28 protein-coding genes are annotated in these 24,639 nt (G+C 70.6%); 15 read left to right on the top strand and 13 right to left on the bottom strand.

All coding sequences use genetic code 11. The features are described from left to right. Nucleotides 1–107: 107 nt before the first annotated feature. Complete coding sequence (locus JNK12_14370) at nt 108–1,862, top strand: alpha-galactosidase (protein ID MBL8777124.1); 1,755 nt, start codon at nt 108–110, stop codon at nt 1,860–1,862. Nucleotides 1,863–1,908: 46 nt separating this feature from the next. Here the strand turns inward: JNK12_14370 and JNK12_14375 are convergent, their stop codons facing one another. Further along, on the bottom strand, nt 1,909–3,015 hold the full coding sequence (locus JNK12_14375) for a hypothetical protein (GenBank protein MBL8777125.1): 1,107 nt from the start codon (nt 3,013–3,015) through the stop codon (nt 1,909–1,911). A gap of 41 nt (nt 3,016–3,056) precedes the next feature. On the opposite strand from JNK12_14375, the gene JNK12_14380 reads away from it, so the two are divergent. Both JNK12_14380 and JNK12_14385 read left to right on the top strand, forming a co-directional pair. Then, nucleotides 3,057–3,815 (top strand): deoxyribonuclease IV, encoded by a 759-nt coding sequence (locus JNK12_14380; GenBank protein MBL8777126.1) that lies wholly within the window; start codon nt 3,057–3,059, stop codon nt 3,813–3,815. Nucleotides 3,816–3,822: 7 nt separating this feature from the next. Then, nucleotides 3,823–4,287: a PaaI family thioesterase gene (locus JNK12_14385; protein ID MBL8777127.1), complete on the top strand. Its 465-nt coding sequence runs from the start codon at nt 3,823–3,825 to the stop codon at nt 4,285–4,287. A 74-nt stretch (nt 4,288–4,361) separates the two neighbouring features. Here the strand turns inward: JNK12_14385 and JNK12_14390 are convergent, their stop codons facing one another. Together JNK12_14390 and JNK12_14395 are read right to left on the bottom strand one after the other, a co-directional pair. Next, a complete protein-coding gene (locus JNK12_14390; GenBank protein MBL8777128.1) occupies nt 4,362–4,919 on the bottom strand; it encodes a hypothetical protein in 558 nt (185 codons plus the stop codon). Then, a complete protein-coding gene (locus JNK12_14395; GenBank protein ID MBL8777129.1) occupies nt 4,919–5,302 on the bottom strand; it encodes a helix-turn-helix transcriptional regulator in 384 nt (127 codons plus the stop codon). The genes JNK12_14390 and JNK12_14395 overlap by 1 nt, the downstream gene beginning before the upstream one ends. Nucleotides 5,303–5,365: 63 nt before the next feature. On the opposite strand from JNK12_14395, the gene JNK12_14400 reads away from it, so the two are divergent. Both JNK12_14400 and JNK12_14405 read left to right on the top strand, forming a co-directional pair. After that, nucleotides 5,366–5,626 (top strand): ribbon-helix-helix protein, CopG family, encoded by a 261-nt coding sequence (locus JNK12_14400; GenBank protein MBL8777130.1) that lies wholly within the window; start codon nt 5,366–5,368, stop codon nt 5,624–5,626. Beyond that, nucleotides 5,623–6,000, top strand: a complete 378-nt coding sequence (locus JNK12_14405; protein ID MBL8777131.1) for a type II toxin-antitoxin system VapC family toxin — start codon at nt 5,623–5,625, stop codon at nt 5,998–6,000. The genes JNK12_14400 and JNK12_14405 overlap by 4 nt, the downstream gene beginning before the upstream one ends. Before the next feature lie 46 nt (nt 6,001–6,046). Here the strand turns inward: JNK12_14405 and JNK12_14410 are convergent, their stop codons facing one another. The 9 genes from JNK12_14410 to JNK12_14450 form a co-directional block, all read right to left on the bottom strand. After that, the gene (locus JNK12_14410) at nt 6,047–7,936 is read right to left on the bottom strand and encodes an ABC transporter ATP-binding protein (protein ID MBL8777132.1); all 1,890 of its coding nucleotides are present in this window, start codon (nt 7,934–7,936) and stop codon (nt 6,047–6,049) included. A gap of 94 nt (nt 7,937–8,030) precedes the next feature. After that, on the bottom strand, nt 8,031–8,204 hold the full coding sequence (locus JNK12_14415) for a twin-arginine translocase TatA/TatE family subunit (protein MBL8777133.1): 174 nt from the start codon (nt 8,202–8,204) through the stop codon (nt 8,031–8,033). A gap of 52 nt (nt 8,205–8,256) precedes the next feature. After that, nucleotides 8,257–9,084 carry an ABC transporter permease subunit gene (locus tag JNK12_14420; GenBank protein ID MBL8777134.1) on the bottom strand — a complete coding sequence of 276 codons (828 nt, stop codon included), beginning with the start codon at nt 9,082–9,084 and terminating at the stop codon, nt 8,257–8,259. Beyond that, nucleotides 9,081–9,755 carry an ABC transporter ATP-binding protein gene (locus tag JNK12_14425; GenBank protein ID MBL8777135.1) on the bottom strand — a complete coding sequence of 225 codons (675 nt, stop codon included), beginning with the start codon at nt 9,753–9,755 and terminating at the stop codon, nt 9,081–9,083. Before JNK12_14425 ends, JNK12_14420 begins: the two co-directional genes overlap by 4 nt. After that, nucleotides 9,748–11,289: a right-handed parallel beta-helix repeat-containing protein gene (locus JNK12_14430; protein MBL8777136.1), complete on the bottom strand. Its 1,542-nt coding sequence runs from the start codon at nt 11,287–11,289 to the stop codon at nt 9,748–9,750. Before JNK12_14430 ends, JNK12_14425 begins: the two co-directional genes overlap by 8 nt. Then, a complete protein-coding gene (locus tag JNK12_14435; protein MBL8777137.1) occupies nt 11,286–12,047 on the bottom strand; it encodes a hypothetical protein in 762 nt (253 codons plus the stop codon). The genes JNK12_14430 and JNK12_14435 overlap by 4 nt, the downstream gene beginning before the upstream one ends. 7 nt (nt 12,048–12,054) lie before the next feature. Next, nucleotides 12,055–12,456 carry a cupredoxin domain-containing protein gene (locus tag JNK12_14440; protein MBL8777138.1) on the bottom strand — a complete coding sequence of 134 codons (402 nt, stop codon included), beginning with the start codon at nt 12,454–12,456 and terminating at the stop codon, nt 12,055–12,057. Between the two features lie 67 nt (nt 12,457–12,523). Then, entirely contained in the window at nt 12,524–14,512 is a 1,989-nt protein-coding gene (nosZ, locus tag JNK12_14445; protein MBL8777139.1) for a Sec-dependent nitrous-oxide reductase, read from the bottom strand. 222 nt (nt 14,513–14,734) lie between these two features. Further along, entirely contained in the window at nt 14,735–14,992 is a 258-nt protein-coding gene (locus JNK12_14450) for a hypothetical protein (protein MBL8777140.1), read from the bottom strand. Between the two features lie 105 nt (nt 14,993–15,097). Here JNK12_14450 and JNK12_14455 point away from each other — a divergent pair, with 105 nt between their 5' ends. The 6 genes from JNK12_14455 to JNK12_14480 all read left to right on the top strand — a co-directional run bounded on the left by JNK12_14455 (nt 15,098) and on the right by JNK12_14480 (nt 19,317). Then, on the top strand, nt 15,098–15,577 hold the full coding sequence (locus JNK12_14455; protein ID MBL8777141.1) for an Lrp/AsnC family transcriptional regulator: 480 nt from the start codon (nt 15,098–15,100) through the stop codon (nt 15,575–15,577). 82 nt (nt 15,578–15,659) lie between these two features. Then, complete coding sequence (locus JNK12_14460) at nt 15,660–16,283, top strand: SCO family protein (protein MBL8777142.1); 624 nt, start codon at nt 15,660–15,662, stop codon at nt 16,281–16,283. 17 nt (nt 16,284–16,300) lie between these two features. Continuing rightward, entirely contained in the window at nt 16,301–16,930 is a 630-nt protein-coding gene (locus JNK12_14465; protein MBL8777143.1) for a copper chaperone PCu(A)C, read from the top strand. Nucleotide 16,931: 1 nt separating this feature from the next. Continuing rightward, the gene (locus JNK12_14470) at nt 16,932–17,327 is read left to right on the top strand and encodes a hypothetical protein (GenBank protein MBL8777144.1); all 396 of its coding nucleotides are present in this window, start codon (nt 16,932–16,934) and stop codon (nt 17,325–17,327) included. 65 nt (nt 17,328–17,392) lie between these two features. After that, the gene (locus JNK12_14475; protein MBL8777145.1) at nt 17,393–18,655 is read left to right on the top strand and encodes a CoA transferase; all 1,263 of its coding nucleotides are present in this window, start codon (nt 17,393–17,395) and stop codon (nt 18,653–18,655) included. A 65-nt stretch (nt 18,656–18,720) separates the two neighbouring features. Continuing rightward, nucleotides 18,721–19,317, top strand: a complete 597-nt coding sequence (locus JNK12_14480) for a hypothetical protein (protein ID MBL8777146.1) — start codon at nt 18,721–18,723, stop codon at nt 19,315–19,317. A gap of 13 nt (nt 19,318–19,330) precedes the next feature. Here the strand turns inward: JNK12_14480 and JNK12_14485 are convergent, their stop codons facing one another. After that, nucleotides 19,331–20,836, bottom strand: a complete 1,506-nt coding sequence (locus JNK12_14485; protein MBL8777147.1) for a YHYH protein — start codon at nt 20,834–20,836, stop codon at nt 19,331–19,333. Between the two features lie 68 nt (nt 20,837–20,904). Here JNK12_14485 and JNK12_14490 point away from each other — a divergent pair, with 68 nt between their 5' ends. From JNK12_14490 to JNK12_14505, 4 genes are all read left to right on the top strand, one after another. Further along, complete coding sequence (locus tag JNK12_14490; protein MBL8777148.1) at nt 20,905–21,246, top strand: DUF4333 domain-containing protein; 342 nt, start codon at nt 20,905–20,907, stop codon at nt 21,244–21,246. An 84-nt stretch (nt 21,247–21,330) separates the two neighbouring features. Then, complete coding sequence (locus JNK12_14495) at nt 21,331–21,873, top strand: sigma-70 family RNA polymerase sigma factor (protein MBL8777149.1); 543 nt, start codon at nt 21,331–21,333, stop codon at nt 21,871–21,873. Beyond that, nucleotides 21,866–22,573 carry a hypothetical protein gene (locus JNK12_14500; protein ID MBL8777150.1) on the top strand — a complete coding sequence of 236 codons (708 nt, stop codon included), beginning with the start codon at nt 21,866–21,868 and terminating at the stop codon, nt 22,571–22,573. Before JNK12_14495 ends, JNK12_14500 begins: the two co-directional genes overlap by 8 nt. A gap of 177 nt (nt 22,574–22,750) precedes the next feature. Further along, nucleotides 22,751–24,085 carry an ISL3 family transposase gene (locus JNK12_14505; protein MBL8777151.1) on the top strand — a complete coding sequence of 445 codons (1,335 nt, stop codon included), beginning with the start codon at nt 22,751–22,753 and terminating at the stop codon, nt 24,083–24,085. Nucleotides 24,086–24,639 lie beyond the last annotated feature (554 nt).

Here is a 24,639-nt window from a genome sequence, read left to right on the forward strand (position 1 = left end):
GAACGCTCGCTGCGCTCGCGTTCTCAACCGACGAACTCTGCCTCGAGGGTCGGTGCCGGCGTCGGGCGTCGCCCGACTGCACCTCCCGGGGCGGGTAGAACGGTCGCATGACGTTGTCGCTGGTGGAGAGCCAGGTCGAACCCGCTGGTCCTGCGCTCGAGGTGAGCGTCCGCGAGGTGGTGGCCGGCCGGCGGTGGGCGTGGTCGGTCGCCAACGCCGGCGACGCCGCCGTGGCGGTCCACTCGGTCCGGTTGCGGTTCCGGGTCGACGGCCTGGGTGGTGGGTCGGCCGGCGCCGGCCCGGTGCGGGTGTTCCAGAACGGCTACCAGTCCTGGTCGCCGACGGGGGCGGTGACCCTCGGCGAGCACGTCGACCCGTCTCGCACGCAGACCGGTGATCCGATGTTGGACGACGTGGTCGGCTTCGCCCGGCGGGTGCACCACGCCGACCCCGCCGTCGCCCCCGAGGGCGAGGTGCGTTCCGAGCAGGTCACGGTGTTCCAGGCGCGGGGCGGGCCGGCCGGTGGCGCCGATGCCCCGGTGCACCTGGTCGGCTTCCTCGGTGGCGCCACCCACGACGGGACGTTGCGCCTGAGCCTCCTCCCGGACGGTGCCGTCGAGGTCGTGGCCCAGGCCTACCTCGGAGGGGCGCTGCTGGAAGCGGGCACGTCACGCGTGCTGCACGACGTCGTGGCCGACGAGGGGCCGGCGGCGGCGCCGCTGCTCGAGGCGTGGGCGGGAGCGGTCGGCGCCGCCGAGCAGGCCCGGGTCACCGCCCCGTTCCAGGCGGGCTGGTGCAGCTGGTACCACTACTTCCACTCGCTGACCGAGGAGCACGTCCGCTCCAACCTGGCCCTCGCCGGCGACTGGCCCTTCGAGGTCTTCCAGGTGGACGACGGCTACCAGGCCGCCATCGGCGACTGGCTGGTGACCAACGACAAGTTCTCGTCCGGGGTCGACCGCCTGGCCGCCGACATCGCCGGCGCCGGCTACGTGCCCGGCATCTGGATGGCCCCCTTCATCGCCCACCCCGAGTCAGCCGTCCTCACCGCCCACCCCGAGTGGGCCACCCCCGACGCCGCCACGGGCGACCAGCTCATGGGCTGGTGGAACCCCGACTGGAACGGCTTCCAGAGCACCCTCGACACCACCAATCCCGAGGTGCAGCAGCACCTGGCCGACACCGCCGCCGCCCTGGTCGACATGGGCTACCGGTACCTGAAGCTGGACTTCACCTGCGTGCCCGCGCTCGACGGTGGCCGCTGGGCCGACCCCACGGCCACGCCGGCCGAGCGGGTGCGCCGGGGCTATGAGGCCATCCGGCGGGGCGCCGGCGAGGACACCTTCATCCTGGCGTGCGGCTGCCCGCTGGGGTCGGTGGTCGGCGTGGTCGACGGCATGCGCATCGGCCCGGACGTGGCCCCGTCGTGGGAGCGCACGGACGACTTCGCCATGCCCGGCTACGAGGAGGTCAGCCCCTCCACCCGGGGCGCGTGGCGCTCGACCCTCGCCCGCTCGTTCATGCACCGCAAGCTCTGGCTCAACGACCCCGACTGCATCATGTTGCGGACCAGCGAGACGGCACTCTCGCCCGAGGCCGCACGCGCCTGGGCCCTCGCCGTGGGCGTGTCCGGCGGCATGGCCATCGTCTCCGACGACCTCGCCCTGCTCGGCCCCGCCGACCGGGCCCTGCTCGACGAGGCCCTCGCCCTCGGCCGCGCCGCCGACGCGGCGGCGGTGGCGGGGAGCCCCGCCCGCTGCGACGACCTGCTGTCCGGCGCCGGCGACCTCCCCGTCCCGACGCAGCTCACCGACGGCGCCGGCGCCTCCCTGCCTCTCCCTCCACCGAACTCGAGGCAATAGCGCGCGCCCGGCGCGCGCTATTGCCTCGGGTTTGTGACGTCGCCGCTCAGGGGAACGGGTGGTCCAGCACGTCGTCGTTGTCGACGAGGTGCTCCTGGAACACCCGGCGCACGCCGGCGAGGGTCTGGAGGCGCATGTCGGTGTCGTGGGACGGGTCGTCGTCGTTGGGCCACGCCTCGTTCCACCACGAGAACCCCCGAACCGCCGGCCAGCGGTTCGACAGCAGGTCGTCGAGGGCGGCGTCGGCGAACGCCGCGGGTCGGCCGTTCGGATTGCCCCGGGTCATGCCGAACTCGAACACCATGACCGGCTTGTCGGGGGCGATCGCTTCCAGCTGCGGCACGACCTCGTCGAGGGTCTGCCGGAAGGGACGCCAGTCGCCGGCACGGTCGGCGGGGGTGAGGGCGCCGTAGGCGGACAGGCCCACCCAGTCCACGAAGCGATCGCCGGGGTAGTAGTCCTCGATCTGGTTCCAGGGGGTGTCGGGCACCGAGTCACCGTTCACGTGCCAGGCCCAGGTGATGTTGTCGGCGCCGGCGGCCTCGATGGTCCGCTCGATGTGGCGGTAGGCCTGGCGGAAGCGGCGGGGGCCGTCCTCCCGGCCGTTCCAGCGGGCGTTCCACCCGAACCAGCGCCCGTTCATCTCGGTACCCCACTCGACGACGATCGGGGTGCCGAAGTCCGCGGCGCCGGCGCCCCATGCGGCGAGGTCGTCGTCGAAGTCGCCCTCGAGGATGCGCTGGAGGCGGAAGGGCTCGTCGCCCGACGCCGGCCCGCGCCCCCGCAGCATCAGGCGGATGAAGGGGACGGCGCCCTCGTCGCGGATCCAGCCGGCGGTCTCGACGGGGAAGGTGCGGTCGCGGCGGAACCAGTTGTGCGAGAAGTAGACCCACGCCGCGTCCCGGCCGGCGGCGGCCTCGTAGGCGGCGAGGTCGGTGGGGGTCAGGTCGTCCTCCCAGCCGCTGCGTCCGCCCGGATAGACCCCGTGGTAGTAGGTGCCCGCCGGCGGCGTCGCCACCGAGGGTCCGCCCTCCGCCGTGACCGCACGGGAGACGAGGCGGGCGCCGCCGGCCACCGCGCCGGTCAGCAGCGCGACGAAGGCGACGAGGGTCACCACGACCCCCAGCACCCGCCGACCCCAGCGCCACGGCATCGCCCCAGTGTGACGGACGCGGCCCCGGGTAGGTTCGGGACATGGACTTCCCCATCGGCGCGCACGTCGGCCCGGACGACCCGCTCGGCACCGCCCTCGCCGAGGACGCCGGCTGCTTCCAGCTCTTCCTCGGCGACCCGCAGGGGTGGAAGAAGCCGCCGCCGCACCCGGACGCGGAGGCGCTGCGCACCTCGCCCGTGCCCGTCTACGTGCACGCGCCGTACCCCATCAACCTGGCGTCCCCGAACAACAAGATCCGCATCCCCAGCCGCAAGATCCTCCAGCAGACCTGCGAGGCCGCGGCCGAGATCAACGCCACCGCGGTCATCGTCCACGGCGGCCACGTCACCGCCGACGACGACGAGGCCGAGGGCTTCGTGCGCTGGGTGAAGGGGCTCCAGGCCATCGAGTCCGAGGTGCCGATCTACCTCGAGAACACCGCCGGCGGCGACCACGCCATGGCCCGCCACTTCGACACCATCGCCCGCCTGTGGGACCACATCGCCCCGTTCGGCATCGGCTTCTGCCTCGACACCTGCCACGCCCACGCCGCCGGCGAGACCATGATCGACGCCGCCGAGCGCCTGCTCGCCATCACCGGCCGCATCGACCTCGTCCACTGCAACGACTCGAAGGACCCCCACGGCTCCGGCCGTGACCGCCACGAGCACCTCGGCCAGGGCCAGGTCGACCCCGACGCCCTCCTCGAGGTCGTCCGCACCGCCGGCGCCCCCGTCATCTGCGAGACCGGCGAAGACGGCCGCAAGGACGACATCGCCTGGCTCCGCGAGCGCGTGTAGCGGCGGCGTGACCGGCGGACCGCACGGCCTCAGCATCCAGGAGTCGCTCTACCCGGGCATCACCTGCTTCGGGTGCGGACACGCCAACCCCGACGGCTTCCACCTGCGCAGCTATCGAGACGGCGACAGCACGGTCGCGGAGTTCACGTCGGGGCCCGAGCACGACAACGGCTTCGGCTTCCTGAACGGGGGCATCATCGCCACCGTGCTCGACTGCCACACGGCGGCGGTCGTGCTGTGGGAAGCGGCCCAGCGCGGGTGGGAGGCCGATCCGGGCGCGCCCATCCCGTTCATCACGGCCGGCTTCGAGGTGCGCTTCCTGCGTCCCACGCCGCTGGCCGCGCCGGTGCAGCTCATCGCAGAGCCGGTCAGCATCTCCGATCAGGAGATCGTGGTCAGCGCCGAGCTCAGCGCCGACGGCAAGCCCCGGGCGACCATGACCGCCACCTGGCTGCGCTTCCACCCCCGCTGAACCTCGCCGGGCGGGGTCGTCGGGACCGCCAAGCTGGTGCTCCTGATCGTGGAGTGACGTCGGCGATGGTTCGTTCAGCGACGTAGAAGCGAACGCAGGCGAGCGACGCGCGGATACATCGACGGGCCGCGCAGTGCGACGAGCAGCTCCTCGATCTGTTCCACGTCGAGATCGGGGCGGGCCCTGGCGATCTCGGCGAGATCGAGCCAGTCCTTGGGCCGGTTGAACGCGAGCTTGAACACGCTGAGATCCTCCGCCGAGAGAAAGGGAAGGACCTCGTCGTTCCGACCGAACGGATGTCTCGTGACGCGCTCCTCGATCTCGCGGTAGCGGTCGTCAATCGAGCAGAACACATCGATCGGGAATGGTTCGGTCACGTGCTCGAACCGAATACCGGCGACAGGGAGGACCTTCGCGTCGCCAGCCTTGATCGGACGACGGAAGCCGATCCAGGAGAGGGCGACTTCGACCTCGGGCAGTCGCTCAGGTGCGATGAAGACGTTGACGTCGATGTCCTTCGTTCCTCGTGGTTCGGCCGCATAGCCAAGGCTGAGAGCGCCGCCGAAGGCATGGGCGATCCCCGCGTCCTCGAGCTTCTGATGGACCATCACGATCAGATCGACGAACTCCATCAGCGCGACCGGATGATCGCCTCGCTGGCATCCAAGACGGCTCGCAGGACTCGAGATCGCTGATCGCTGGGCGTCGGCGGGTCGACAGCCGGCACGAGCACACCGGGATCATCGATACTCCGGTTCACCGAGAACAGATCGGCCAACACCTCCGGGTCGCCGTCATCGAGCGGCGGTGGGAGGGGGATGCTTCGAGCCCCCGCCATGGCGACCAACTCGAAGCCGCATGCGGTGAGCAATCGATGCAGCGTCTCTGCTGTCGGCTGCCGCCGGTCGTTCTCGATCGCCGAAATGTTCGCCTGCTTGATGCCAGAGACATCAGCGAGCTCAACCTGGGTCAATCCCCGTTGCTCTCGCGCTTGGCGGACCACGGTGCCGTACATGAACCGCACTATATCGCAAGCGATATTTCTGTGCCAACTGACAGCGATGTATATTGCTGATGTATGCGTCGGACCCAGATCTACCTCACTGAAGAGCAGGATGACGAGCTGAAGCGGTTGGCCGAGGCGCGCCACGAGTCGAAGGCCAGCGTCATCCGGGCCATCATCGACCGGGCCCTCGGTGCGGACATCGGCGTGGATGAGGACCGATCGGTGCTGCTCGACACGGCGGGGATCTGTGCTGACTACCCGGACTGGCCCGAGTGGCTCGAGGCGGTTCGGGGGTCCTCGGCGGCCGATCGCCTCACCGGCCTCGGCCTGTGAAGACGGTCTTCGACAGCACGATCCTGATAGCGCATCTGCGCGGTGACGAACGGGCGACGGCGTTGTTGATCGCCCGTCCTCGAGAAGAACGACTCGTCAGCGTCGTGTCCCGGGTCGAGATCGAGGGCGGCATGCGCAGCGCCGAGCGCGCCGACGTCGCCCGTCTCTTCGGCGTCGCGACGATGGTCCCGGTCTCGGACGCGATCGCACAGCGCGCCGGCGAGTACCTGCGCACCTATCGGCGCTCGCACCAGGGCATCGACCTGGCCGACTACCTGATCGCCGCGACCGTCGACGTCCACGACGCCACGCTGGCCACCTTGAACGTGAAGCACTTCCCGATGATCGAGGGACTCCGGCCGGCGTTCCGCTGACCGCCCCCAGCGGGGTGAACTGTCGCCTCGCCGCCGCGGCGCAGCTTCAGGCGGGTTCGGGCTGGGGCTCCGCCTCCGGCTCGCCGACGGCGTCGCCGCGGATGAGGGTGCGGTAGAGGTCGCGGTAGAGGCCGCCGGCGGCCTCGAGCTCGTCGTGGGTGCCGCGCTCGACGATGCGGCCGTCCTCGACGACGAGGATCTGGTCGGCGGCGCGGATGGTGGACAGGCGGTGGGCGATGACGATCGAGGTGCGGTCGGCGAGGGCCTCCTCGAGGGCGTCCTGCACCGCCGCCTCGTTCTCGGAGTCGAGGTGGCTGGTGGCCTCGTCGAGGATGACGATGGCGGGGTCCTTGAGCAGCATGCGGGCGATGGCCAAGCGTTGCTTCTCGCCGCCGGACAGGCGGTAGCCCCGCTCGCCGACCACGGTGTCGTAGCCGTCGGGCAGGGCGGCGATGACGTCGTGGATCTGCGCCCGCCGGCAGGCGGCCACCACCTCGTCGAAGGTGGCGTCGGGCCGGGCGTAGAGCAGGTTGTCGCCGACGGTGTCGTGGAACAGGTGCGGGTCCTGGCTGACCACGCCGATGGCGTCGCGGAGGCTGGTGAGGGTGAGGTCGCGCACGTCGTGGCCGTCGATGGTGAGCGATCCTTCGGTGACGTCGTAGAGCCGGGGGATCAGCGAGCTGAGCGTGGTCTTGCCCGCACCCGACGGACCGACCAGGGCGGTGAGGGTGCCGGCCGGGACGGTGGCGGTGATGCCCTTGAGCACCGGCTCGGAGGCCTCGCCGCTCAGCGGGCCCTCGTGGCCGGTGTTCACCTCGAGCGACGCGAGGGAGACGTCGGTAGCGGCGGGGTAGCGGAACCAGACGTCGTGGACGGCGATCTCGCCGGTGGGCTCGACGAGGTCGACGGCGCCGGGCCGTTCGGTGATCGCGTGCTCGGTGTCGAGCACCTCGAAGACCCGGTCGAACGACACGAAGGCGGTCATCAGGTCGACCCGGGCGTTCGTGAGGCTGGTGAGCGGCGTGTAGATCTGGGCCACGTAGGTGCCGAGGGCCACCAGGGTGCCGATGGTGATCGACGACGAGATCACGAGCTGGCCGCCCAGCCAGTAGATGAGGGCGGTGCCGACGGCGCCCACCAGGGCGAGGGCGATCATGAAGGTGCGGCTGTAGACCGCGGTCAGCACGCCGATGTCGCGCACCCGGCCGGCCCGCGACGAGAAGTCGCCGGCCTCTTGGTCGTGGCGCCCGAAGAGCTTCACCAACAGGGCGCCCGACACGTTGAAGCGCTCGGTCATGGTCGTGTTCATGGACGAGTTGAGGTCCATCTGCTCGCGGGTCATGGCCTGGAGGCGCCGGCCCACCCGCTTGGTGGGGAGCAGGAACAGTGGCAAGAGCACGAGCGACAGGAGCGTGAGCTGCCACTGGAGGATGAACATCGCCGTCAGCGTCGTGACCAGCACCACGACGTTGGACACCACCGAGCCGAGGGTGCCGGTGACCGCCCGCTGCGCACCGATGACGTCGTTGTTGAGGCGGCTGATGAGCGCCCCGGTCTGGGTGCGGGTGAAGAACGCGATGGGCATGCGCTGCACGTGGTCGAACAGCGCCACCCGCAGGTCGAAGATGAGGCCCTCGCCGATGCGCGACGACCACCAGCGCTCGGCCAGCGACAGGCCGGCGGAGACGAACGCCACGCCCACCATCAGGGCGGCGGCGACGGACACCATGGTGCGGTCCGCCTCGGGGATGGCCTGGTCGATGATGCGCCGGATCAACAGGGCGGGGAGTAGCCCGATGACCGCCTCGGCCACGATCACGACGATGAACCCGACCAGCAGCGCCTTGTAGGGCTTCGCGAACTGCCAGACCCGCCGGATCAGTCCCTCGCCCAGGGTGGCGCCGGCGATCTTGGTCGGGTCGGCGCCCACGATCATGTGCGGCGGCATCCTCACGCCCGCAGCCTAGGACGCGTAATCAGGTAATCAGTGGCCCGCGGCCGAGTCGGTGGCGGGAAGAGGAGGGGTCAGCTCACTCGGTCGTGCCCCCAGCGCGATCGTCGCCCTTGGCCCCGTCCTCGGCACCCGCCTTGAGCTCGGCCTGGGCCCGACCGAGTGATCGGGCCAGCTTGGGCAGCTGGGACCCGCCGAACAGCAGCAGGATCACCGCGAAGATGATCAGCAGTTCCGGTGCGCCGAGGTTCATGATTTCATCCTCCTGAGGGACGGGGGGGCAGAGCGCGGGTCCATGGTTCCGGTCACACGTCGCGGTGCACGAGCGCCCACCGGGCCAGGATGAGCGGGACGGCGGTCCACAGCACGAGCGCAGCGACGAGGACGCCGGCGGCGCCACCCGCGCCGAAGCGCTCGTTCAGATACGAGCCGAACGGGCCGAGGACGGTTCCATCGGGGCTGACGCTCAGAAGTGCCAGCACCCGGCCTGCCTCGAGCGGGTTGAGCACCACCATCGACAGGAGTCCCGACGGGCCCATCCGCACCGCCGGCGCGATGGCGGCCAGGGCGAGGTCCATGCCGAGGGCCAGGAGGAACCAGATGGTGATGGCGGCTGCGACCGCCTGCATGCGGGTGTTCGCGAACGCGGACATGGCCAGGCCGAGTGCCACGCAGGCGGCCGACACGCCGAGCGACACCGCCACGAGCGACACGAGGGGCATCACGTCCGAGGACTTCGCCACCCCGGACAGCACGACCGCGGCGGCCCCGAAACCGAGCAGGACCGAAGTCCACAGCGCACCGACGAGGCCCACGAAGGAGCCGAGCACGATCGAGGCGCGTGAGACCGGTTGCGAGGCGATCACCGAGAGCACGCCCTGTTCCCGGGCGGCCACGAGCGCGTTGGCGCCGAGGATGAGCCCCATCACCGCGGGCAGCAGGATCCCGAGGTTGATGAGCCCAGCCGACACGGGGCCCACCCCGGTGAGACCGAGGTCCCGCAGTGATCGCATGCCGAGCAGCGAGACGGCCAGGCACAGCGCCGCGAACGCGACGGCCGTGCCGAGCACCCATCGGCTGCGCGCCGCGCCGCGGAACTCCCAGGAGGCGAGGATGGCGAGCGGGTGGTTCACGCCGTCGCCTCTTGCTCGTCGTCGCGCCCTTCGGTGAGCGAGGATGCGACGATCCTGCCGTTGCGCAGGACGACGACGGCGTCGCCGACGCCTGCGAGATCGCTCGGCGACGGGCTGGCGATCAGCGCGGTGGTGCCCTGATCCCGTAGCGTGCCGAGCACCCCCCAGAACGCGGCGCGTCCGTCCTCGTCGAGGTTCGCCACGGGCTCGTCGAGGAGCAGGAGCGGCGGTGACCCGAGCAGGGCGACGGCGATGGCCACTCGTTGGCGCTGCCCGCCCGACAGCGTGCCCACACGGGTGTCGCCCTCCCGCAGGAAGTCGTCGGGGAGGGGGAGCTCGGTGGGATCGGCACCGCGCAGTGCGGCGAAGAAGTAGAGGGCCTCGGCGATGGTCATGTGCGGCGGGAGGGCCATCACCTGAGGGAGGTAGCCGAACAAGCGGCGCGTCCGGGCGTGGCGGTCGATGGGTTCGCCGCAGATCTCGATCGATCCCGTGTGGCGGGCCAGGCCCGCGATGCAGCGCAGAAGGGTCGACTTCCCGCTGCCGTTCGAGCCGGCGAGGGTGATGATGCTGCTCGGCGGTCCGGAGAAGCTGACGTCGTGGAGGACGGGCGCGAGGTGGCGGCCGTAGCGCTTCGACACCCCCGTCACCCGCACCACGGCGTCACCCACTGCGGTGCCTCGGGATGCGGGCACGCAAGAGCAGGAGTGCGCAGGCGGTGATGAGCACGACGCCGACGATCCCCTGGCGCGCGCCGGTGGTCTCCGACCGCCGCTCGTGGGCCAGGGTGGGCGAGGCGATCTCCATCATGGGGTGGGTGTCGAGGGCGACCGGGTCCTCGGGTGCCCAGCGATCCTCGACCGCCTGTAGCAGACGGAACGCGGGCCCTGACATGAGTGCGATCAGCGAGGGGGATCGGGTCAGGGTGTGTTCGATGCTGCCCCCCTGCACGTACGGGAGGTCACCCACGCCGTCCCCGCCGTTGTCGTAGCCCTTGTACGAGCTCCAGTAGTTCCCCCGCTCGGCGACCGTCCACTCGATCTCGGGTACCTCGTCCTCGGCCACGACGTGCACCGTGTTCTCGACGAAGCTGTTTCCCGAGAAGGCACCATGCGACGCGACCATGACCTCGACCCCGATCTGGTTGAGACCGATGGTGTTGTCCCGGATGAGCGCGGGTTCAGCGTCCGACGAGGTGGCGCCACCGTTGTCGAGCTTGATTCCGACCCGGTTCGCGGCGATCACGTTGCGGTCGAAGACCACACCGGCACCGTCCTTGACCACGAAGCCGAACCCGGTTGCCGGCGACCGGCTGTGCATCACCGTGTTCCCCGTGAGCTCGAACGGACCGCCGTACATGAGGATGGCGCCGGCGAGGTTGCCGTCGAAGAAGTTGTCCTCCGCGTCGAGGGCGGACGCGTACATCGCGTGGACCGCGTAGCGGCCGTTGCGGACTTCGTTGTCGCGCACCGTCGCGTCGCGGGCGAAGGTCAGGAAGACGCCGTCGCGCGCCGAGTCGATGTCGTTGCCCTCGACGACGGCGCCCGCGGCGTTGTTGAGGGTGATGGCGTCACCCCGACGGGCGCTCTGGTTCGAGACGGTGCCGCCGTGGTCCATCCCGGTCATGTCCGCGTCGCCGCCGGTGGCGTGGAGCTCGCCGGTGACGGCGCCCTCCTCGAAGCCCACGATGGTGTTGTCGGCGACCGTCGCGTCGTCGGCCTCGATGACCTGGATCCCCATGTAGCTGTCCATGATCAGGTTGTCCTCGACGATCACGTCGTCCGCCTCGACCCGGATGGCCGTCGGGGTGCCCACGGGCCCCGGGCCGGTGCCCATGACGTGCAGTCCGCGCACGGTCGAGCCCCTCGCCCCCGGGGCGACGCGCAGCACGGTACCCTCCCCGCCTCCGTCGAGCACGGGCAGGCCCTCCCCCACCAGGTGCACGGGCCGGCGGACGACGAAGCTCCCTTGGTAGGTCCCGGGCTCGACCACGATGGTCTCGCCCGGCTCGGCATCCGCCAGTCTCCGGGTCAGCTCGTCGCCGGAGGTCTCGTCCGTCGAGCCGCCGTCGCTCGATCCGCCCATGTCCATCCCGCCCATGTCCATCCCGCTCGTGTGGTCGTGGGTCGGGGGGGTGTCGGAGGCGCAGCCGAGGGTGATGGCACAGATGAGCGCGGCGACGGTCAGTGGACCTCGTCGGGTCATGACCCCTCGGGTCGTTCGACCAGGCGGTCGGGCGCGTACCGGATCCAGAGCCAGGAGCCGAAGGAGGCGATGGCCGCGGCCAGGACCACGAGGATCAACGCGAGTCCTGGTCGGGCGTCGACGTGGAACTGGTAGATCGTGCTCGGCCCGAGCACCCGCGGGGTGAACGAATCGGGACGGAACGCCGCGGTCCGGTCGAGGTCGTGGCCGTACACGTAGAGGTGGTACTGGGTCATGACCAGGACGCCGAGCGGTAGGCCCCACAGCCACACCAGCGAAAGCCAACGGAGCAGCCGCCGACGGGTCAGCACGGCCACGGCCACCGCCACGGCCGACACGATGGCTCCGGGCAGCCACAACACCATCTCGGGCGCGATGCGACCGACGGTGTTGTCGCCGATGGGCAGCGCGGTCGACCCGCACGGGACGTTGGGCTCGCCGAGTCGCTGCATGCCGACGTAGTGGTTGAGCTCGTTTATCTCGCAGATGTCGCCGACCAGGCGGTCGCCGTAGGCGGTGAGCCGCAAGGCGTTGTCGTCGTGGTACTGCGGGGCGTCGAGGGTCGCGCTCCACAGGGGCAGGGGGATGGCGACGAGGCAGAGCAGGGCCCCGGCGATCGCCAGTGCCCAGCGCACCGGCCGGATCGGGCGGGGCTGCCCGGCCGGCGCGGCGCCGTCGTCGGCTCCCGTGGCGCCGGCGCCGCCCACCGGGCGGGTCGCCCCGCCCGGGTCGGCGTCGAGGTCGGTCGGCGTGCTCACCGCGGGCTCAAGCCGCCGCGGTGAGGGTGCCTTCCATGCCCGCTTCCCGGTGACCGGGGACGCTGCAGAAGAAGGTGATCTCACCGGCGGGGACCTGGAACGTGCCCTCGGCGGTCTCTCCAGGGGTGACCGCGACCTTGCGGTCCTCCTGGCCCTCGATGGTGAAGTCGTGCTCGACCGCGCCACCGTTGACGAGCGCGATCGTGAAGTCCTCGTCGGCGGTGACCTCGATCGCGTCGGGGTCGAACGCGAACTCGGTGGCGTTGATCTCGATGCTGCCGGCGCTCGGCCCGTCGGCGCTCGAGGTGGCCGTCGTGTCGTCGCCGGCGTCCTCGGAGTCCGAGCCGCAGGCGCTGAGCAGGAACGCGACGGCGCCGAGGGCGAGGAGGAGGGCGAGGGTTCGTTTCATGGTCAGATGCTCCTAGTGGGGAAGGTGTCGGCTGATGCGTCGGTGAGGTGTCGGGCGACGATCGGGGTCACGGCTCGACCATGAACCACCCCTGCATCTCGAGGTGCAGGGCCGAGCAGAACTCGGAGCAGTACATGGCGAAGGCACCGGGTCGATCGGCCTCGAAGTCGATGTTCACGACCTCGCCGGCGTCGAGACTGCACTCGATGTTGTAGGCGGGGACGGCGAACCCGTGGGTGGCGTCGACGGTGGTCTCGATGTTGGTGAGGTGCAGGCGCACCCGGTCGCCCTGTTTCACCTCGATCTGGTCGGGCGTGGTGTGGCTGCGGAACACGGTCATGTACACGTCAACGGTGTTGCCCGCCTTGTCGATGCGCTCCTCGCCGGGACTGGTGGCGAACTCCGAGGGCCCCATGGTGAGCGGATCGGTGCCGGGCTCGTACACCTGGATGGTGTGGACGAGGCGATCGGCACGGATCATCTGGGTGTAGTGCGGCTCACCGAAGCCGATGGGCATGTCGGCGAGGATCTCGAGGTCGTCGCTGTCGAGGTCGATGAGCTGGAAGTTCTGTGGGAGCAGCGTGCCCACCGGCGGGAAGCGGTCGATCGACCACTTGTTCAGCGCCACCAGGTACTGGCCGGCCGGTGCGACCGTGTCGCCTTCGGCGCTGCACAGGTGGCCGATGTTGTAGTTGACCGGCTTGTCGGCCACCTTCTTCCAGGCGTCGGCCTCGGACACGCCGGCCTTGGGGCCGAGGGTCCACTTGGTGACCGAGCTGTCGACGAACATCGACGTGTAGGCGTTGCCGTCGGGGTCGAACTGGGTGTGCAGCGGGCCGTTGCCCAACTCGACCTGGGCTTCGAGGCACGAGTCCATCTTGAGGATGGGAACCCCGAAGTCGTCGGTGCCGTCGTAGTCCTCGGCCTCGATGGCCGCCTTGATCTTCTCGATTCCGTAGATCGACGCGTGGGGGTCGAGCTTGCCCGACACGACCATGTAGTCCCCCGTGGGGTTCACATCGACGCCGTGGGGGTTGCGGGGCTCGGGCACGAAGTGGAGGATCCCCTCCGACACCGCGGTGTCGAGCCGGATCATGGCCATTCCGTTCATGTCCTCGGTGCCGCCGTCGGCGAAGACCTGCTCGGCCTTCTTCCAGTCGATGACGTGCAGGAAGTCGAAGTCGTTGGCGATCGACGTCGACTCCAGGGCGTTAGCGGGGTCTTCGAGGGTGCCGCCCACCGCCATCTCGGTGTTGTACGAGTTGATGAAGCCGAACCCGTCGCTCGCGAGCTTGCCGGCGTCGGCGAGGTCCTGGGTGTAGGGCGGCAACTCGATCTGAAAGCTCTTTTCCATGTCGAGTCGGCCCGTCTCCGGGTCGATCTTCATCCAGCACGACGCCCCCCGGTAGTAGCGCTCGTACTCCGAGAGCGGCGCGTACCCACCGGGGGCCAGGTAGGGCGCTGGGGTCATCGACGAGATGTGGACGTAGTCGCTGTCCGGGGTGACGAAGCAGCCGCCGTGCGACGAGCCCAGGTTGGGCAGATCAACGATCTGCTTGGTCTTGAAGTCCGTCAGGTCGACCATGGCGATGCGGCCGTTGGCCCGGTCGTTGATGTAGAGCCACCGGCCGTCGTACTCGCCACCGGTCTCGGACAACGCCGGGTGGTGGGTGTCCCCCCAGCTGAGTGGGTTGCTCTTGGCGGGATCGGAGCCCTCGGCCAGCACCAGTTCGCTCTGGTCGCTGCCGAAGCCATAGCCCTGCCAGGCCTCGCGGGTGAACACCGCGATCGTCTTCAGCAGGCGCATCGACGGGACGCCGATCACGAACACCTGGCCGGAGTGCCCTCCCGACGCGAACATGAAGTAGGGGTCGTGCTCGCCGGGCGGGACGAAGGTCTTCAGCGCCTTCTCTGGCCAGTTGCCTTCGAAACCTCGCTCGCTGATGATGTCGTCGTAGCTCCCACCGGTGCTGCTCGAGAAGCCGATGCGGGTGGCGACGGCGCCGGCCACCACGCCGCCGCCGAGCATGCCGAGAGCTGCACGACGGGTGACCATGGCACGGGCCGGCTTGCCGTTGCCAGGAGACGCCGTGTCTTCGTCAGCCGCTTCAGGCTTTTCCGCAGTCGGGTCTGTCATGGCCGCCTCCCCGTGCTCGGGATCGATTGTGAAGTCAATCACTTGACGACTGTGAGTCTCGTCCCTTCCCGGTGCTGCGCCAGGGACTTTGGACCCTATTGCTGTGTTTGCTGCGTGCCGCTCCGCTCCGCGCCGTCCGCGTCAGGCGGCGGCGCGGCCACGCTGGTGCAGCGTGGCGGCGTGGTGGTTGAAGAGGCGGACCAGCGCCGGCGTGGGGTCGGCGGGCGACGGGCGCAGCGCCTCGGGGGCGCCGGCAGCCACGGCGGCGGCGTCGACCGCGAACACGAGCTGGTCGTGGTGGCGGTCGAGGTCGGCGAGCTGCTGGGTGGCCAGCCAGTCGGCGGCCTGGCGGAGGTCGAAGGAGGGGGTGATCGTGGGGGAGAGGGTCGTCGGTGCCATGGCTCCAGTGTGGCGGGATCCTGGCCGCAGGGGATTGCGAATGTTGCGCGAGAAGGAAGGGAGCGCGCAATGATCTGCCTAACCTGGGGGCTGTAGGATCACAACATGCCGAGCATCCATCTCGACGCCGTGGATGTGCGCATCCTGGAGGAGCTCCAGGCCGACGGACGTCTGTCCAACGTGGCCCTGGCCGATGCGGTGGGGCTCTCGCCGTCGCCCTGCCTGCGCCGGGTGAAGCGCCTCGAGGAGGCCGGGATCATCGCCGGCTACCGGGCGGTCGTGGACCGAGAGCAGGTGGGCCTCGACCTCACGGTCTTCGTGGAGGTCTCGGTCGAGCGCCACGGCGGGAACACCCAGGAGCGCCTGGAGGAGCGGTTCCTCGCGTTACCCGAGGTGGTGGCCTGCCACGTGGTCTCGGGCGAGTCGGATTTCCTGCTCGAGGTCGTGTGCCGGGACCTCCGCGACTACGACCGCTTCACCCGCGAGCACCTCGGCACCTGGCCGGAGATCTCTCGCGTCTACAGCAACTTCGCCATCTCCACCGTGAAGGCCGGCGGCGCCCTGCCCCTGCGACGGAGCGCCTGAACCGGGCGGGAACTCGCGGCGCCCCTGCGGCGACTACCGGTGTGTGAATCGGGAGCATGGGCGGCGCGGTCGCCTCGTCGTGGTGGCCGCGGTGCTGGTGACGGGGGCGCTGCTCGTCGCGTCCTGTGGGAGCGACGGCGGCGAGTCGGGCGCCCCGAGCACCGACGACACCTCGCTCTCCGGCATCACCCGGCCCGAGCCCCTCCAGGTGGGCGACGTCACCGTGCCCGACGCCACCACGGGCGGCGAGGGCGGCGACTTCGCCATGCAGGCCGCTCCCGGCGAGCTGCTCATCGCCTACTTCGGCTACACGAGCTGCCCCGACATCTGTCCGACCACCCTCGCCGACCTGCGCACGGCGTTCGAGCAGCTCGGTCCCGACTCGGAGCGGATCGACGTGGCGATGGTGACCGTCGACCCCGGGCGCGATCGCGGCGGGAAGCTCAGCAACTACCTGAGCTCGTTCTTCACCCGCTACCACGCCCTGCGCGAGCCCGACCTCGACCGCATCGCCGAGATCGAGGCGCCCTTCGGCGCCTCCTCCGAGGTGGTCCACAACGCCGACGGCACCGTCGACGTCGCCCACAGCGCCATCACCTACGTCATCGACGACACCGGCACGGTCCTCGTTGAGTGGCCCTTCGGCACCGAGCCCGACGCGATGGCCGACGATCTCAGCGTCCTGCTGGAACGCCAGCAGGCGTGACCCGAGAGGAGACCCCCATGCCCACCCCCCACCGCCGGTTCCGGCTGCTCGCCGGCCTCATCGCAGCAGCCGCTCTCGTCGTCGGCCTCGCCGCCTGTGGCAGCGACGGCGACGACGAGGCCACCACCGGCGACACGTCGGCCACCACGGAGACCACCGCAGCCGAGGCGGCTGACGGGGTCGTCAGCGACGAGGACGGTCTCACCATCGCCGACCCGTGGGCGCGCACGAGCCCCATGGACACCACCTACGGTGCCGTCTACCTGGAGCTGACCAGCGCCGAGGGCGACGCCCTCGTGGGCGCCAGCGTGTCGGCGGACGTGGCGGGCACCGTGGAGATCCACGAGACCGTGCCCGCCGACGACTCGACGGGCACGACCATGGCGGGCGAGGGCATGAGCGGCGAGGAGGAAGCGGACACCACCGGGACCACCGTGGCGGGCATGGGCGCAATGACCATGCAGCCCATCGAGTCACTCGAGCTGCCCGCAGGCGAGACCGTCGCCCTCGAGCCGGGCGGCTACCACATCATGCTCATCGACCTGGTGGCACCGCTGGAGACCGGCGAGGAGATCGAGGTGACCCTCACCTTCGAGAGCGGCGGCGAGCGCACGATCGCGGTGCCGGTCCAAGATGACGCGCCCTGACGTGACCGCGGACGAGGCGGGCGCGCGGGCCCGTCCCACCCCCACCGCCATCGCCCTCGGGGCACTCGCGGTGGGGCTGGCCGCGGTCCTCGTCACCGTCGGCATCTGGCTGATGGTCCGGCCCGAGCCGGCAGGCGAGGTGTTCACCATCGACATCCCGGCCGGGACCGGCGCCCGCATCGACGCCGGCGAGGACGTCGAGCTGGTCCCCCGTGAGCTCGAGGTGTCGGTGAACGACACCATCCGCATCGTCAACGAGGACGATCGGGTCCACGACGTCGGCCCCTTCGTGGTGACGGCCAACTCGACCTTCGAGCACACGTTCGACCGGCCGGGGCGCTTCACCGGCGCCTGCACCCTGCATCCCGAGGACTCCTTCACCGTCGTCGTCACCTGAGGGCCCGACGTTCCCGCCCGACCGGGTGCGGACCGTCGGTGAGGTGCGCTCTACCATCGCCCCCCATGGCTGACCCCAACCCCGCCGCTGTCGCCCCCCTCGCCGGCGTACGCGTGATCGAGTGCTCGATGCTCGGCCCCGCCGCCATCACCACGGCCCTCGCCGACCTCGGCGCCGACGTCATCAAGGTCGAGCCGCCCGCCGGCGACTACGGCCGCCAGATGACGTGGCCCATCGTGGAGGGGACCTCCCTGCTCTTCCTGCACGCCAACCGGGGCAAGCGCAGCATCACCCTCGACCTGCGCACGCCCGAGGGCGCCGACATCTTCCGCGACCTCGTGCGCGACGCCGACGTCGTGGTCGAGGCCATGCGCCCCGGCGGCCTGGCCCGGCGGGGCCTGGGCTACGACGACCTCAAGGCCGTGAACCCCCGCATCGTGTTCATGACCATCTCGGGCTACGGCATGACCGGCCCCTACAAGGACTACCCGAGCCACGGCATCGCCTACGACACGTGGGCCGGCATCGTGAAGCCCGAGGTCGACGAGGACGGCTTCACCTACATCCCCGAGCACGTGTCCATCGGCATCAACGCCGGCCCGGTGTTCGGTGCCCTCGGCATCCTCGCCGGCGTCATCCACGCCCGCACGACCGGGGAGGGCATGGCCCTCGAGGTGGCGCAGTCGGACTCGGCGGCGGCCATCGACTGGCTGCGCTCCGAGACCTACCGCGCCTACGAGCGCCCCGAGAGCGAGGTCACCGGCAACCCGTCGGACGACTACGTGCGTCGCGCCCCGGGCACCGCGGGCATGAAGGACGGCGTCCGCTACAACATCTACGAGTCCGCCGACGGCCACGTGCTCTTCATGGCCTCCGAGCGGGAGTTCTGGAAGAACTTCTGCGAGGGCGTGGGTCGTCCCGAGCTCTTCGAGGCCCACCCCGGCTCGAAGTACGCCGACCACGCCGTCGGGAACACCGAGCTGCGGGCCGAGCTGCGCGAGATCTTCCGCACCAAGACCACGGTCGAGTGGCTCGAGTTCGGCGGCGAGCACAACACGCCGCTGGCCCCGGTGAACACGCCGAAGACCATCGCCGACGACCCGCAGTTCCAGGACCGGATGCCCTGGCTGCCCAAGGAGGCCGTCGGTGCCGACCAGACGCCGCTGCCGGTCAAGGTCCTCGGCGCCGAGCTGCCCGTGCCGACGATGGCCCCCACGGCCGGCGAGCACACCGACGAGGTGCTGGCCGACGTGTGCGGCTACGACGCCGAGCGCATCGCCGCTCTGCACGCCGCCGGCGCGCTCGGCACCCCTCCCGACGCCAGCTGATCACTTAACCAATTCTTGGCGCGGCGCTGAGGCTCACCTTCCTCGTCGGGGAGGAAGGTGGCGGCATGAACCTCGAGATCTCCAACCTCATGGGCCTCCCCGCCCACCCCCTGATCGTGCACGGCGTCGTGGTGCTCGTCCCGTTGGCGGCGCTGGGCCTGTTGCTCTCCGCGGTGTGGCCCGCCGCCCGGGACAAGATCGGCTGGATCACCGTCGGCATCTCGGCCCTCTGCCTCGTGATGATCCCCTTCGCCACGGGCAGCGGCGAGAACCTCGAGGAGCGCGTCGACGAGACCCGTCTGGTCGAAGAGCACGCCGAGTTGGCCGAGCGCATGCTCCCGTGGGTCATCCTCCTGTTCGCCGCCGCTCTTCTGGTGATGCTCTTCTTCCACTACCGCGACAAGGTCCACGCCAAGGTGGCCGACGGCTCGCTGAGCGAGGCCCCCGGTTGGATGAAGATCGCCTCACCGCTGCTCATCGCCTTCGCCATCATCGCCTCGCTGGGCAACGTGTGGACCACCTACGAGGTCGGCCACAGCGGCGCCAAGGCCACGTGGGACGACACCCCCACCGAGGAGCACGAAGGCGGCGAGGAACACGAGAGCGAGGAAGAGGAAGAGGGCCTGCCCGCCCTCGAAGCCGGCACGCTCACGCTGACCTGAGCCGCCGGCCGGCTCAGAGCCGGCGCAGCGTGTCGGGTGGGGTGCCGGCGTAGTCCACCCAGGCGTCGGGTGACGCGGCCAGCGCGGACAGCCAGCCCACCGCCACCTTGCGCTTGACCGCCGCGCCGGGACGGAACGCGCCGCTGGACGAGGGCGCGAGGACCTCGTGGTCGACGGCCCAGTCGAGGGCGTCGTGGTACCAGCTGGTGGCGCCGACGTCGGTGAGGTCGATGTCCGGTGCATCGGTCGGGGCGCCGAGCAGGCGCCAGAGCATCACCGCGAACTGGGAGCGGGTCACCGCGCCGGCGGGTCGGAAGGCGCCACCCGCGCCGGGGACGAACACGCCTTCGGCGACGGCCCAGTCGAGGGCGTCGTGGTACGAGGCGCTCGCGGCGACGTCGGTGAACGACGAGGCGGGGGCACCGGTCGGGCGCCCCGCGAAGCGCCACAGCAAGAGGACGGCGTTCTTGCGGTTCAACGCGTTACCCGGGCGGAAGGAGGTGCCGGTGAGCAGGTCGTGGCAGTCCACCCAGTCGACGGCGTCGAGGAAGGCGGCGTCGCGCTCAGGGTCGACGTCGGCGAACCCGTTGTCGGGCGGCGCCACGTTGCAGTCGGTCGGCGTCGTGGTCATCGCCGCGCCCCGGTAGCACCCGATCGTGTACGGGTACTCCCAGGTGGCGTGGTAGTGGTACATCACCCGCGGGACGCCGTCCCACTCGACGGTGTGCACGTGGCCGTGGCACGCGTCGAGGTCGGCGTTGGTGAGCACCTCGCCGTCCTCGCCGTGGTGGCCGTAGACGCCGTACCCGTCACGGGCGTAGCCGAGCAGGGGCGAGTGCTCGCCGTCGGCGGGGTCGTCCTGGCAGGCCGAGATGGCGTGGTAGTGGTACAGGCCGGCCTGCTGGGGGTGGCCGCCGCAGGTGTCGGGGATCTCGTAGGCCACGGCGTCGCGGCCCTGGGCGTCGAGGGCGTTGAACAGGGCGGCGCCCGACAGCATGATCCCGACGCTGCCGAGGCCGAGGCAGCCCGGCTCGGCGGCGATCCCGGGACGGGTGGGCACCGGCATGTTGAGCGACTGGCTGCGGATCTGGTTCGGGTTGGTGTCCCACTGGTGGGCGTCGTCGCTCAGCGCGATGGGGAAGGTGCCGGTGGGGTGGTCGGGCAGGTCGTTCGAGCTGATGATGCGGGTGGCGCCCGTGCTGCCGAAGAGGATGGACAGCGACGACGGCCACGACACGCTGCCGTCCACGCTGGGCTTGGCGGTGAGGTCGAACGTGCCGGCGTCCTCGTCGATCCAGGGCCCGGCTGTGGCGCCCGGGCCGTTGAAGGTGGTCTGGCACGAGGTGATGGCGCCCACCTGCGGTGAGGCCGTGATCACCGCGTCCAGGGGCAACGCCGTGAGGTCGACGCCGGTGCCCTCGCCGCCGGCCGCGCCGGCCGCCAGGGGGACGACCGAGGCGGCCGCCACCGCTCCGGCCGTCAGCGCGGCCGCCAGGATCCCGACCCTCCGTGCTGGCACGGGCACGACCCTAGGGGCCTGATCTGAGAGCCACCTGAGAGCGGTGGGCCCTCGCCTAAGGTGGGCACATGCGCACCTCCCGACACCTGCTCCTCGCCGGCGCCGTCGCGCTCGGCGGCCTCTTCCTCGCCGGCTGCAGCAGCGAGAACGCCGTGTCCCAGTCCGACGTCGAGACCGAGGCCGAGACCCAGCTCGCGGCCCAGGTCGAGGGTGCCACGCCCGACGTGTCCTGCCCGGGCGATCTCACCGCAGAGGTGGACGAGACGATGGAGTGCGAGCTCACGATCGAGGGCGACGACACCGTCTACCCCGTGACCATCACCGTCACCTCGGTGGACGGCGACCAGGCCAACTTCAACATCGAGGTCGGCGACCCGGCAGGCGGCTCGACCACCACCACCGCCGGCTGACGTCGAGGGGCCGGACCCGGCCCAGGCCGGAACGCGCCGGGGCGCTCTAAGCGCGACCGGGGGCTCGTGCGTCCTAGGGGGTGCATGATCCGAGACGCGCAGGACCACGACGCGCAGGACCACGACGAGGTCGAGGCCTTCTGCCGCGACGCCTGGCCCCGGCTGGTGGCGGGGTTGGTCGTCTGGTGTGACAGCCGGGCGGTCGCCGAGGAGCTGGCCCAGGAGACCCTGGTCCGGGTCTGGGAGCGGTGGTCGCAGGTGGCCGAGACCCGTGACCCCGACGCCTGGATGTGGCGGGTGGCCATCAACCTGTCGCGATCGTCGTGGCGCCGCTCGATGGCCGAGCGCCGCGCCCTTCGTCGGGCCGGGGGCCTCCGGGTCCGGGTGCCCGAGGCGCCCACGGCGCTGGACGAGGACCTGCTCGCCGCCGTCCGGTCACTGCCCGAGCGCCAGCGCCGGGCCGTCGTGCTGCGCCACGTCGTCGACCTGCCGGTCGCGGTGGTGGCCGAGGCCATGGGCTGCGCGGACGGCACCGTGCGAGCGCTGACCCACCAGGGCCTCGAGCGCCTGCGCAGCGGGCCGTGGTCCGTCGGCCCCCAGTCCGAGGAGGTGGCTCACGATGGATGACCTGATCGATCGCTTGTCCGAGGTCCGACCTCGCCCGAGCCGTGGCGTCGACCTCACGCAGGTGCGGCGGCGGGTGCACCAGCGCCGCCGCCGGCGTCGCGTCGCGATCGGTGCCCTCGGCGCGGTGGTGGTGCTGGCCGGCGTCGTCGGTGCGGGCCGCCTGGTGGCGGACAGTGGCGAGGTCCAGCTCGAGGTCGTCGGCCCCGTCACCAGTGCCGTGCCGATCGACCCTGTGCCGGTCGACCCTGCGGCGGTCGGCCCCGAGCGCCAGGTGGCGACGGGGCCGATGCCCGACGGCGGCACCTGGGCGTTCGTCGCCTACGAGACCGCGTACGGCCTCTGCGGGAAGATCGAGACGCCCGCGGGCGAGATGGGGGACTGCTTCTCGGTGCCGCCCTACGACGAGACCCTGAACGTCCTCTACTCGGACGGCCGGGCCAACGGGGGGCTGCTCTTCGCACGCGCCGTCGTGACGCCCGAGGTCGCCACCGTCCGCATCAACCTGGCCGGGCGCTCCGTGGACGAGCCGGCCCACAACGCCGGCACCTCGCTCGAGCTCGAGCCGACCGACGTCGGCCTCCCCCTGGACTTCGTGTTCACGCCCCTGGCCGACGACGCCGTCGTCACGTCGGTCGAGGCCCTCGACGTCGGGGGCCGGGTGCTGGCCACGGCCGACGGGTACACCGGCCCGGGCGAGTGACGCCGGGCCCGAGGCCGGCGCCGTCCGCCCATGCGAAATGGCGGGCCTTCTGGGATGCCTTTCAAACTGGCCCAGCGCGTCGAACCTGGGAGTTGGGGAGTGGGGGGTCCGCCGTTGAGGTGGGGGCCTCCGTGAAGCTCGTGACTGTCTAACGGTCCGAGTTCAAGGAGGCCCCCAGTGGGCGACGGTAGTAGCGGTGCGGTGTGGTTCGGCGCGTCCGGGTTCGTGGTCCTCGACGTGGTCGATGACGGCGAGTTGGTGACGTTGGCGGTGGAGACGACGGCCACGTTCGTGGGTTGCGGGACCTGCGGGACCCGTGCTCGGGCCAAGGACCGCCGGTGGGTGACCTTGGCGGACACCCCGGCGGGTGACCGGGCGGTGCGGGTGCGGTGGCGCAAGCGGGTCTGGGCGTGCCCTGACCCCGACTGCGAGGCCAAGACGTGGACTGAACAGGCCGGGCTGGCGGACCCTCGGCGGGTGCTGACGAACCGGGCGGAGAGCTGGGCGACGGATCGGGTCGCGGCGCTCGAGGCGACCCCGGCGGGACTAGCCCGAGGGTTCGGGGTGGCCTGGTCGACGGTGTGGTCGGCGATCGTCCGGCTCGGGTCCGCCCGGGTGAACGACCCCGCCCGGGTGGGACCGACCGCCATGGTCGGCTTCGACGAGACCGTCATGCAACCAACGAACCGGCGGCGGCGCCGCCGATTCATCACCGCGGTGGTCGATGTGGGCACCGGCCAGATCCTCGATGTGTTCGAGGGCCGTGACGCCAAGGACCTGCGGGCCTGGATGGCGTCCATGCCCCGCTGGTGGGTCGACGCCGTTGCGGTGGTGTCAGTCGATCCCCACGAGGGCTACCGGTCTGCGATCACCGGTGTCGACCCTGCCAGCGGGCAGCGGTCGTCGTTGGCCGACACCACTGTGGTGGTCGACCCGTTCCACATCGTCCGCCTCGCGAACCAGGCGGTCACCCGCTGCCGTCAACGCGTTCAACAAGAGACCCTCGAGCACCGAGGCTGGAAGGGCGACCCGCTCTACGACATCCGCCGGCTGTTGTTGCTGGGCTACGAACGCGTCGACGAGCGGGGCTGGGACCGCATCCACGCCGCCCTCAACGCCGGCGACCCCCTCGACCACGTGACCGACGCCTGGGTGGCCAAGGAGGAGGTCCGCGAGATCTACGCCACCGACGACCCCGGCGAGGCTGCCACCGCTCTCGCCGACGCGCTCGCCTGGTGCGACGAACCCGAATCAGGGCCCGAGCTCGAGACCCTCGCGAAGACCCTGCGGCGATGGTCCACCGAGATCGTCGCCCACCACCACACCGGCGCGTCGAACGGCCCCGTCGAAGCCGCCAACCTGCTCATCAAGCAGGTCAAGCGGTCAGGACGAGGGTTCCGGAACCTCGCCAACTACCGGCTCCGCATCCTCCTCGCCGGCGGCACCAACCCCACCCGCAAGACTCAACCCGTCACGAGAATCCGAACCCGCCGTCCCAGGTTGGTCGCGTAGGGCCTTCAAACTCCGAGGTTACCGAGAGACTCGGGAAGGTCCAGCTGCCGATGGAGTCCAAATAGACCCACTGCTCGGTGAAGGTCAACAGTATGCGTTTACCGCTGCCTCCCGGTCCGGCTCAGGTCGAGCCACTACGAACATCCGCACCTGACCTGACCCCGACCTTGGTCCTCGACAGGTACTCGAAGCCGATCGCCTGGACTGACTGTCGGCCTAGTCCCAAGCTGACCGCTCTGACGTTGGCTCCCCGGGCTGTAGGAACCATATACAGGTCTGTACATTGACACAAATATTTGACGAAACCCGCAGCCACCCCTACTGTCCCCTCGGTGGCCAGGGGGGCCACCATTAATGCTGGCGGGGAGATCTCGGTGCGAGTTTGGCGGGTAGTGTGTGTAATCCTGGGCTGTCTGGGACTGCCGCGCGTTGAGGTGACACGGGTTGTCAGGCGGCGGTTGCCGTCTGTGGGGTCATGATCATCTCGAACTCGATGGGGGTCAAACGTCCGAGCCGGGCCTGGCGGCGACGGTGGTGGTAGGTGCGTTCGATCC

This window comes from Acidimicrobiales bacterium, assembly GCA_016794585.1.
In the GTDB taxonomy this organism is placed as follows: Bacteria; Actinomycetota; Acidimicrobiia; order Acidimicrobiales; family DATDAH01; genus JAEUJM01.

Coding starts and splice junctions, on each gene's coding strand:
- JNK12_14390 (MBL8777128.1), bottom strand. CDS start 4,919: ATGGAGTTCGTCGATCTGATCGTGATGGTCCATCAGAAGCTCGAGGAC.
- nosZ (MBL8777139.1), bottom strand. CDS start 14,512: ATGGTCACCCGTCGTGCAGCTCTCGGCATGCTCGGCGGCGGCGTGGTG.
- JNK12_14415 (MBL8777133.1), bottom strand. CDS start 8,204: ATGAACCTCGGCGCACCGGAACTGCTGATCATCTTCGCGGTGATCCTG.
- JNK12_14465 (MBL8777143.1), top strand. CDS start 16,301: ATGCCCACCCCCCACCGCCGGTTCCGGCTGCTCGCCGGCCTCATCGCA.
- JNK12_14495 (MBL8777149.1), top strand. CDS start 21,331: ATGATCCGAGACGCGCAGGACCACGACGCGCAGGACCACGACGAGGTC.
- JNK12_14430 (MBL8777136.1), bottom strand. CDS start 11,289: ATGACCCGACGAGGTCCACTGACCGTCGCCGCGCTCATCTGTGCCATC.
- JNK12_14395 (MBL8777129.1), bottom strand. CDS start 5,302: ATGTACGGCACCGTGGTCCGCCAAGCGCGAGAGCAACGGGGATTGACC.
- JNK12_14410 (MBL8777132.1), bottom strand. CDS start 7,936: ATGATCGTGGGCGCCGACCCGACCAAGATCGCCGGCGCCACCCTGGGC.
- JNK12_14380 (MBL8777126.1), top strand. CDS start 3,057: ATGGACTTCCCCATCGGCGCGCACGTCGGCCCGGACGACCCGCTCGGC.
- JNK12_14440 (MBL8777138.1), bottom strand. CDS start 12,456: ATGAAACGAACCCTCGCCCTCCTCCTCGCCCTCGGCGCCGTCGCGTTC.
- JNK12_14455 (MBL8777141.1), top strand. CDS start 15,098: ATGCCGAGCATCCATCTCGACGCCGTGGATGTGCGCATCCTGGAGGAG.
- JNK12_14475 (MBL8777145.1), top strand. CDS start 17,393: ATGGCTGACCCCAACCCCGCCGCTGTCGCCCCCCTCGCCGGCGTACGC.
- JNK12_14400 (MBL8777130.1), top strand. CDS start 5,366: ATGCGTCGGACCCAGATCTACCTCACTGAAGAGCAGGATGACGAGCTG.
- JNK12_14450 (MBL8777140.1), bottom strand. CDS start 14,992: ATGGCACCGACGACCCTCTCCCCCACGATCACCCCCTCCTTCGACCTC.
- JNK12_14370 (MBL8777124.1), top strand. CDS start 108: ATGACGTTGTCGCTGGTGGAGAGCCAGGTCGAACCCGCTGGTCCTGCG.
- JNK12_14500 (MBL8777150.1), top strand. CDS start 21,866: ATGGATGACCTGATCGATCGCTTGTCCGAGGTCCGACCTCGCCCGAGC.
- JNK12_14375 (MBL8777125.1), bottom strand. CDS start 3,015: ATGCCGTGGCGCTGGGGTCGGCGGGTGCTGGGGGTCGTGGTGACCCTC.
- JNK12_14480 (MBL8777146.1), top strand. CDS start 18,721: ATGAACCTCGAGATCTCCAACCTCATGGGCCTCCCCGCCCACCCCCTG.
- JNK12_14490 (MBL8777148.1), top strand. CDS start 20,905: ATGCGCACCTCCCGACACCTGCTCCTCGCCGGCGCCGTCGCGCTCGGC.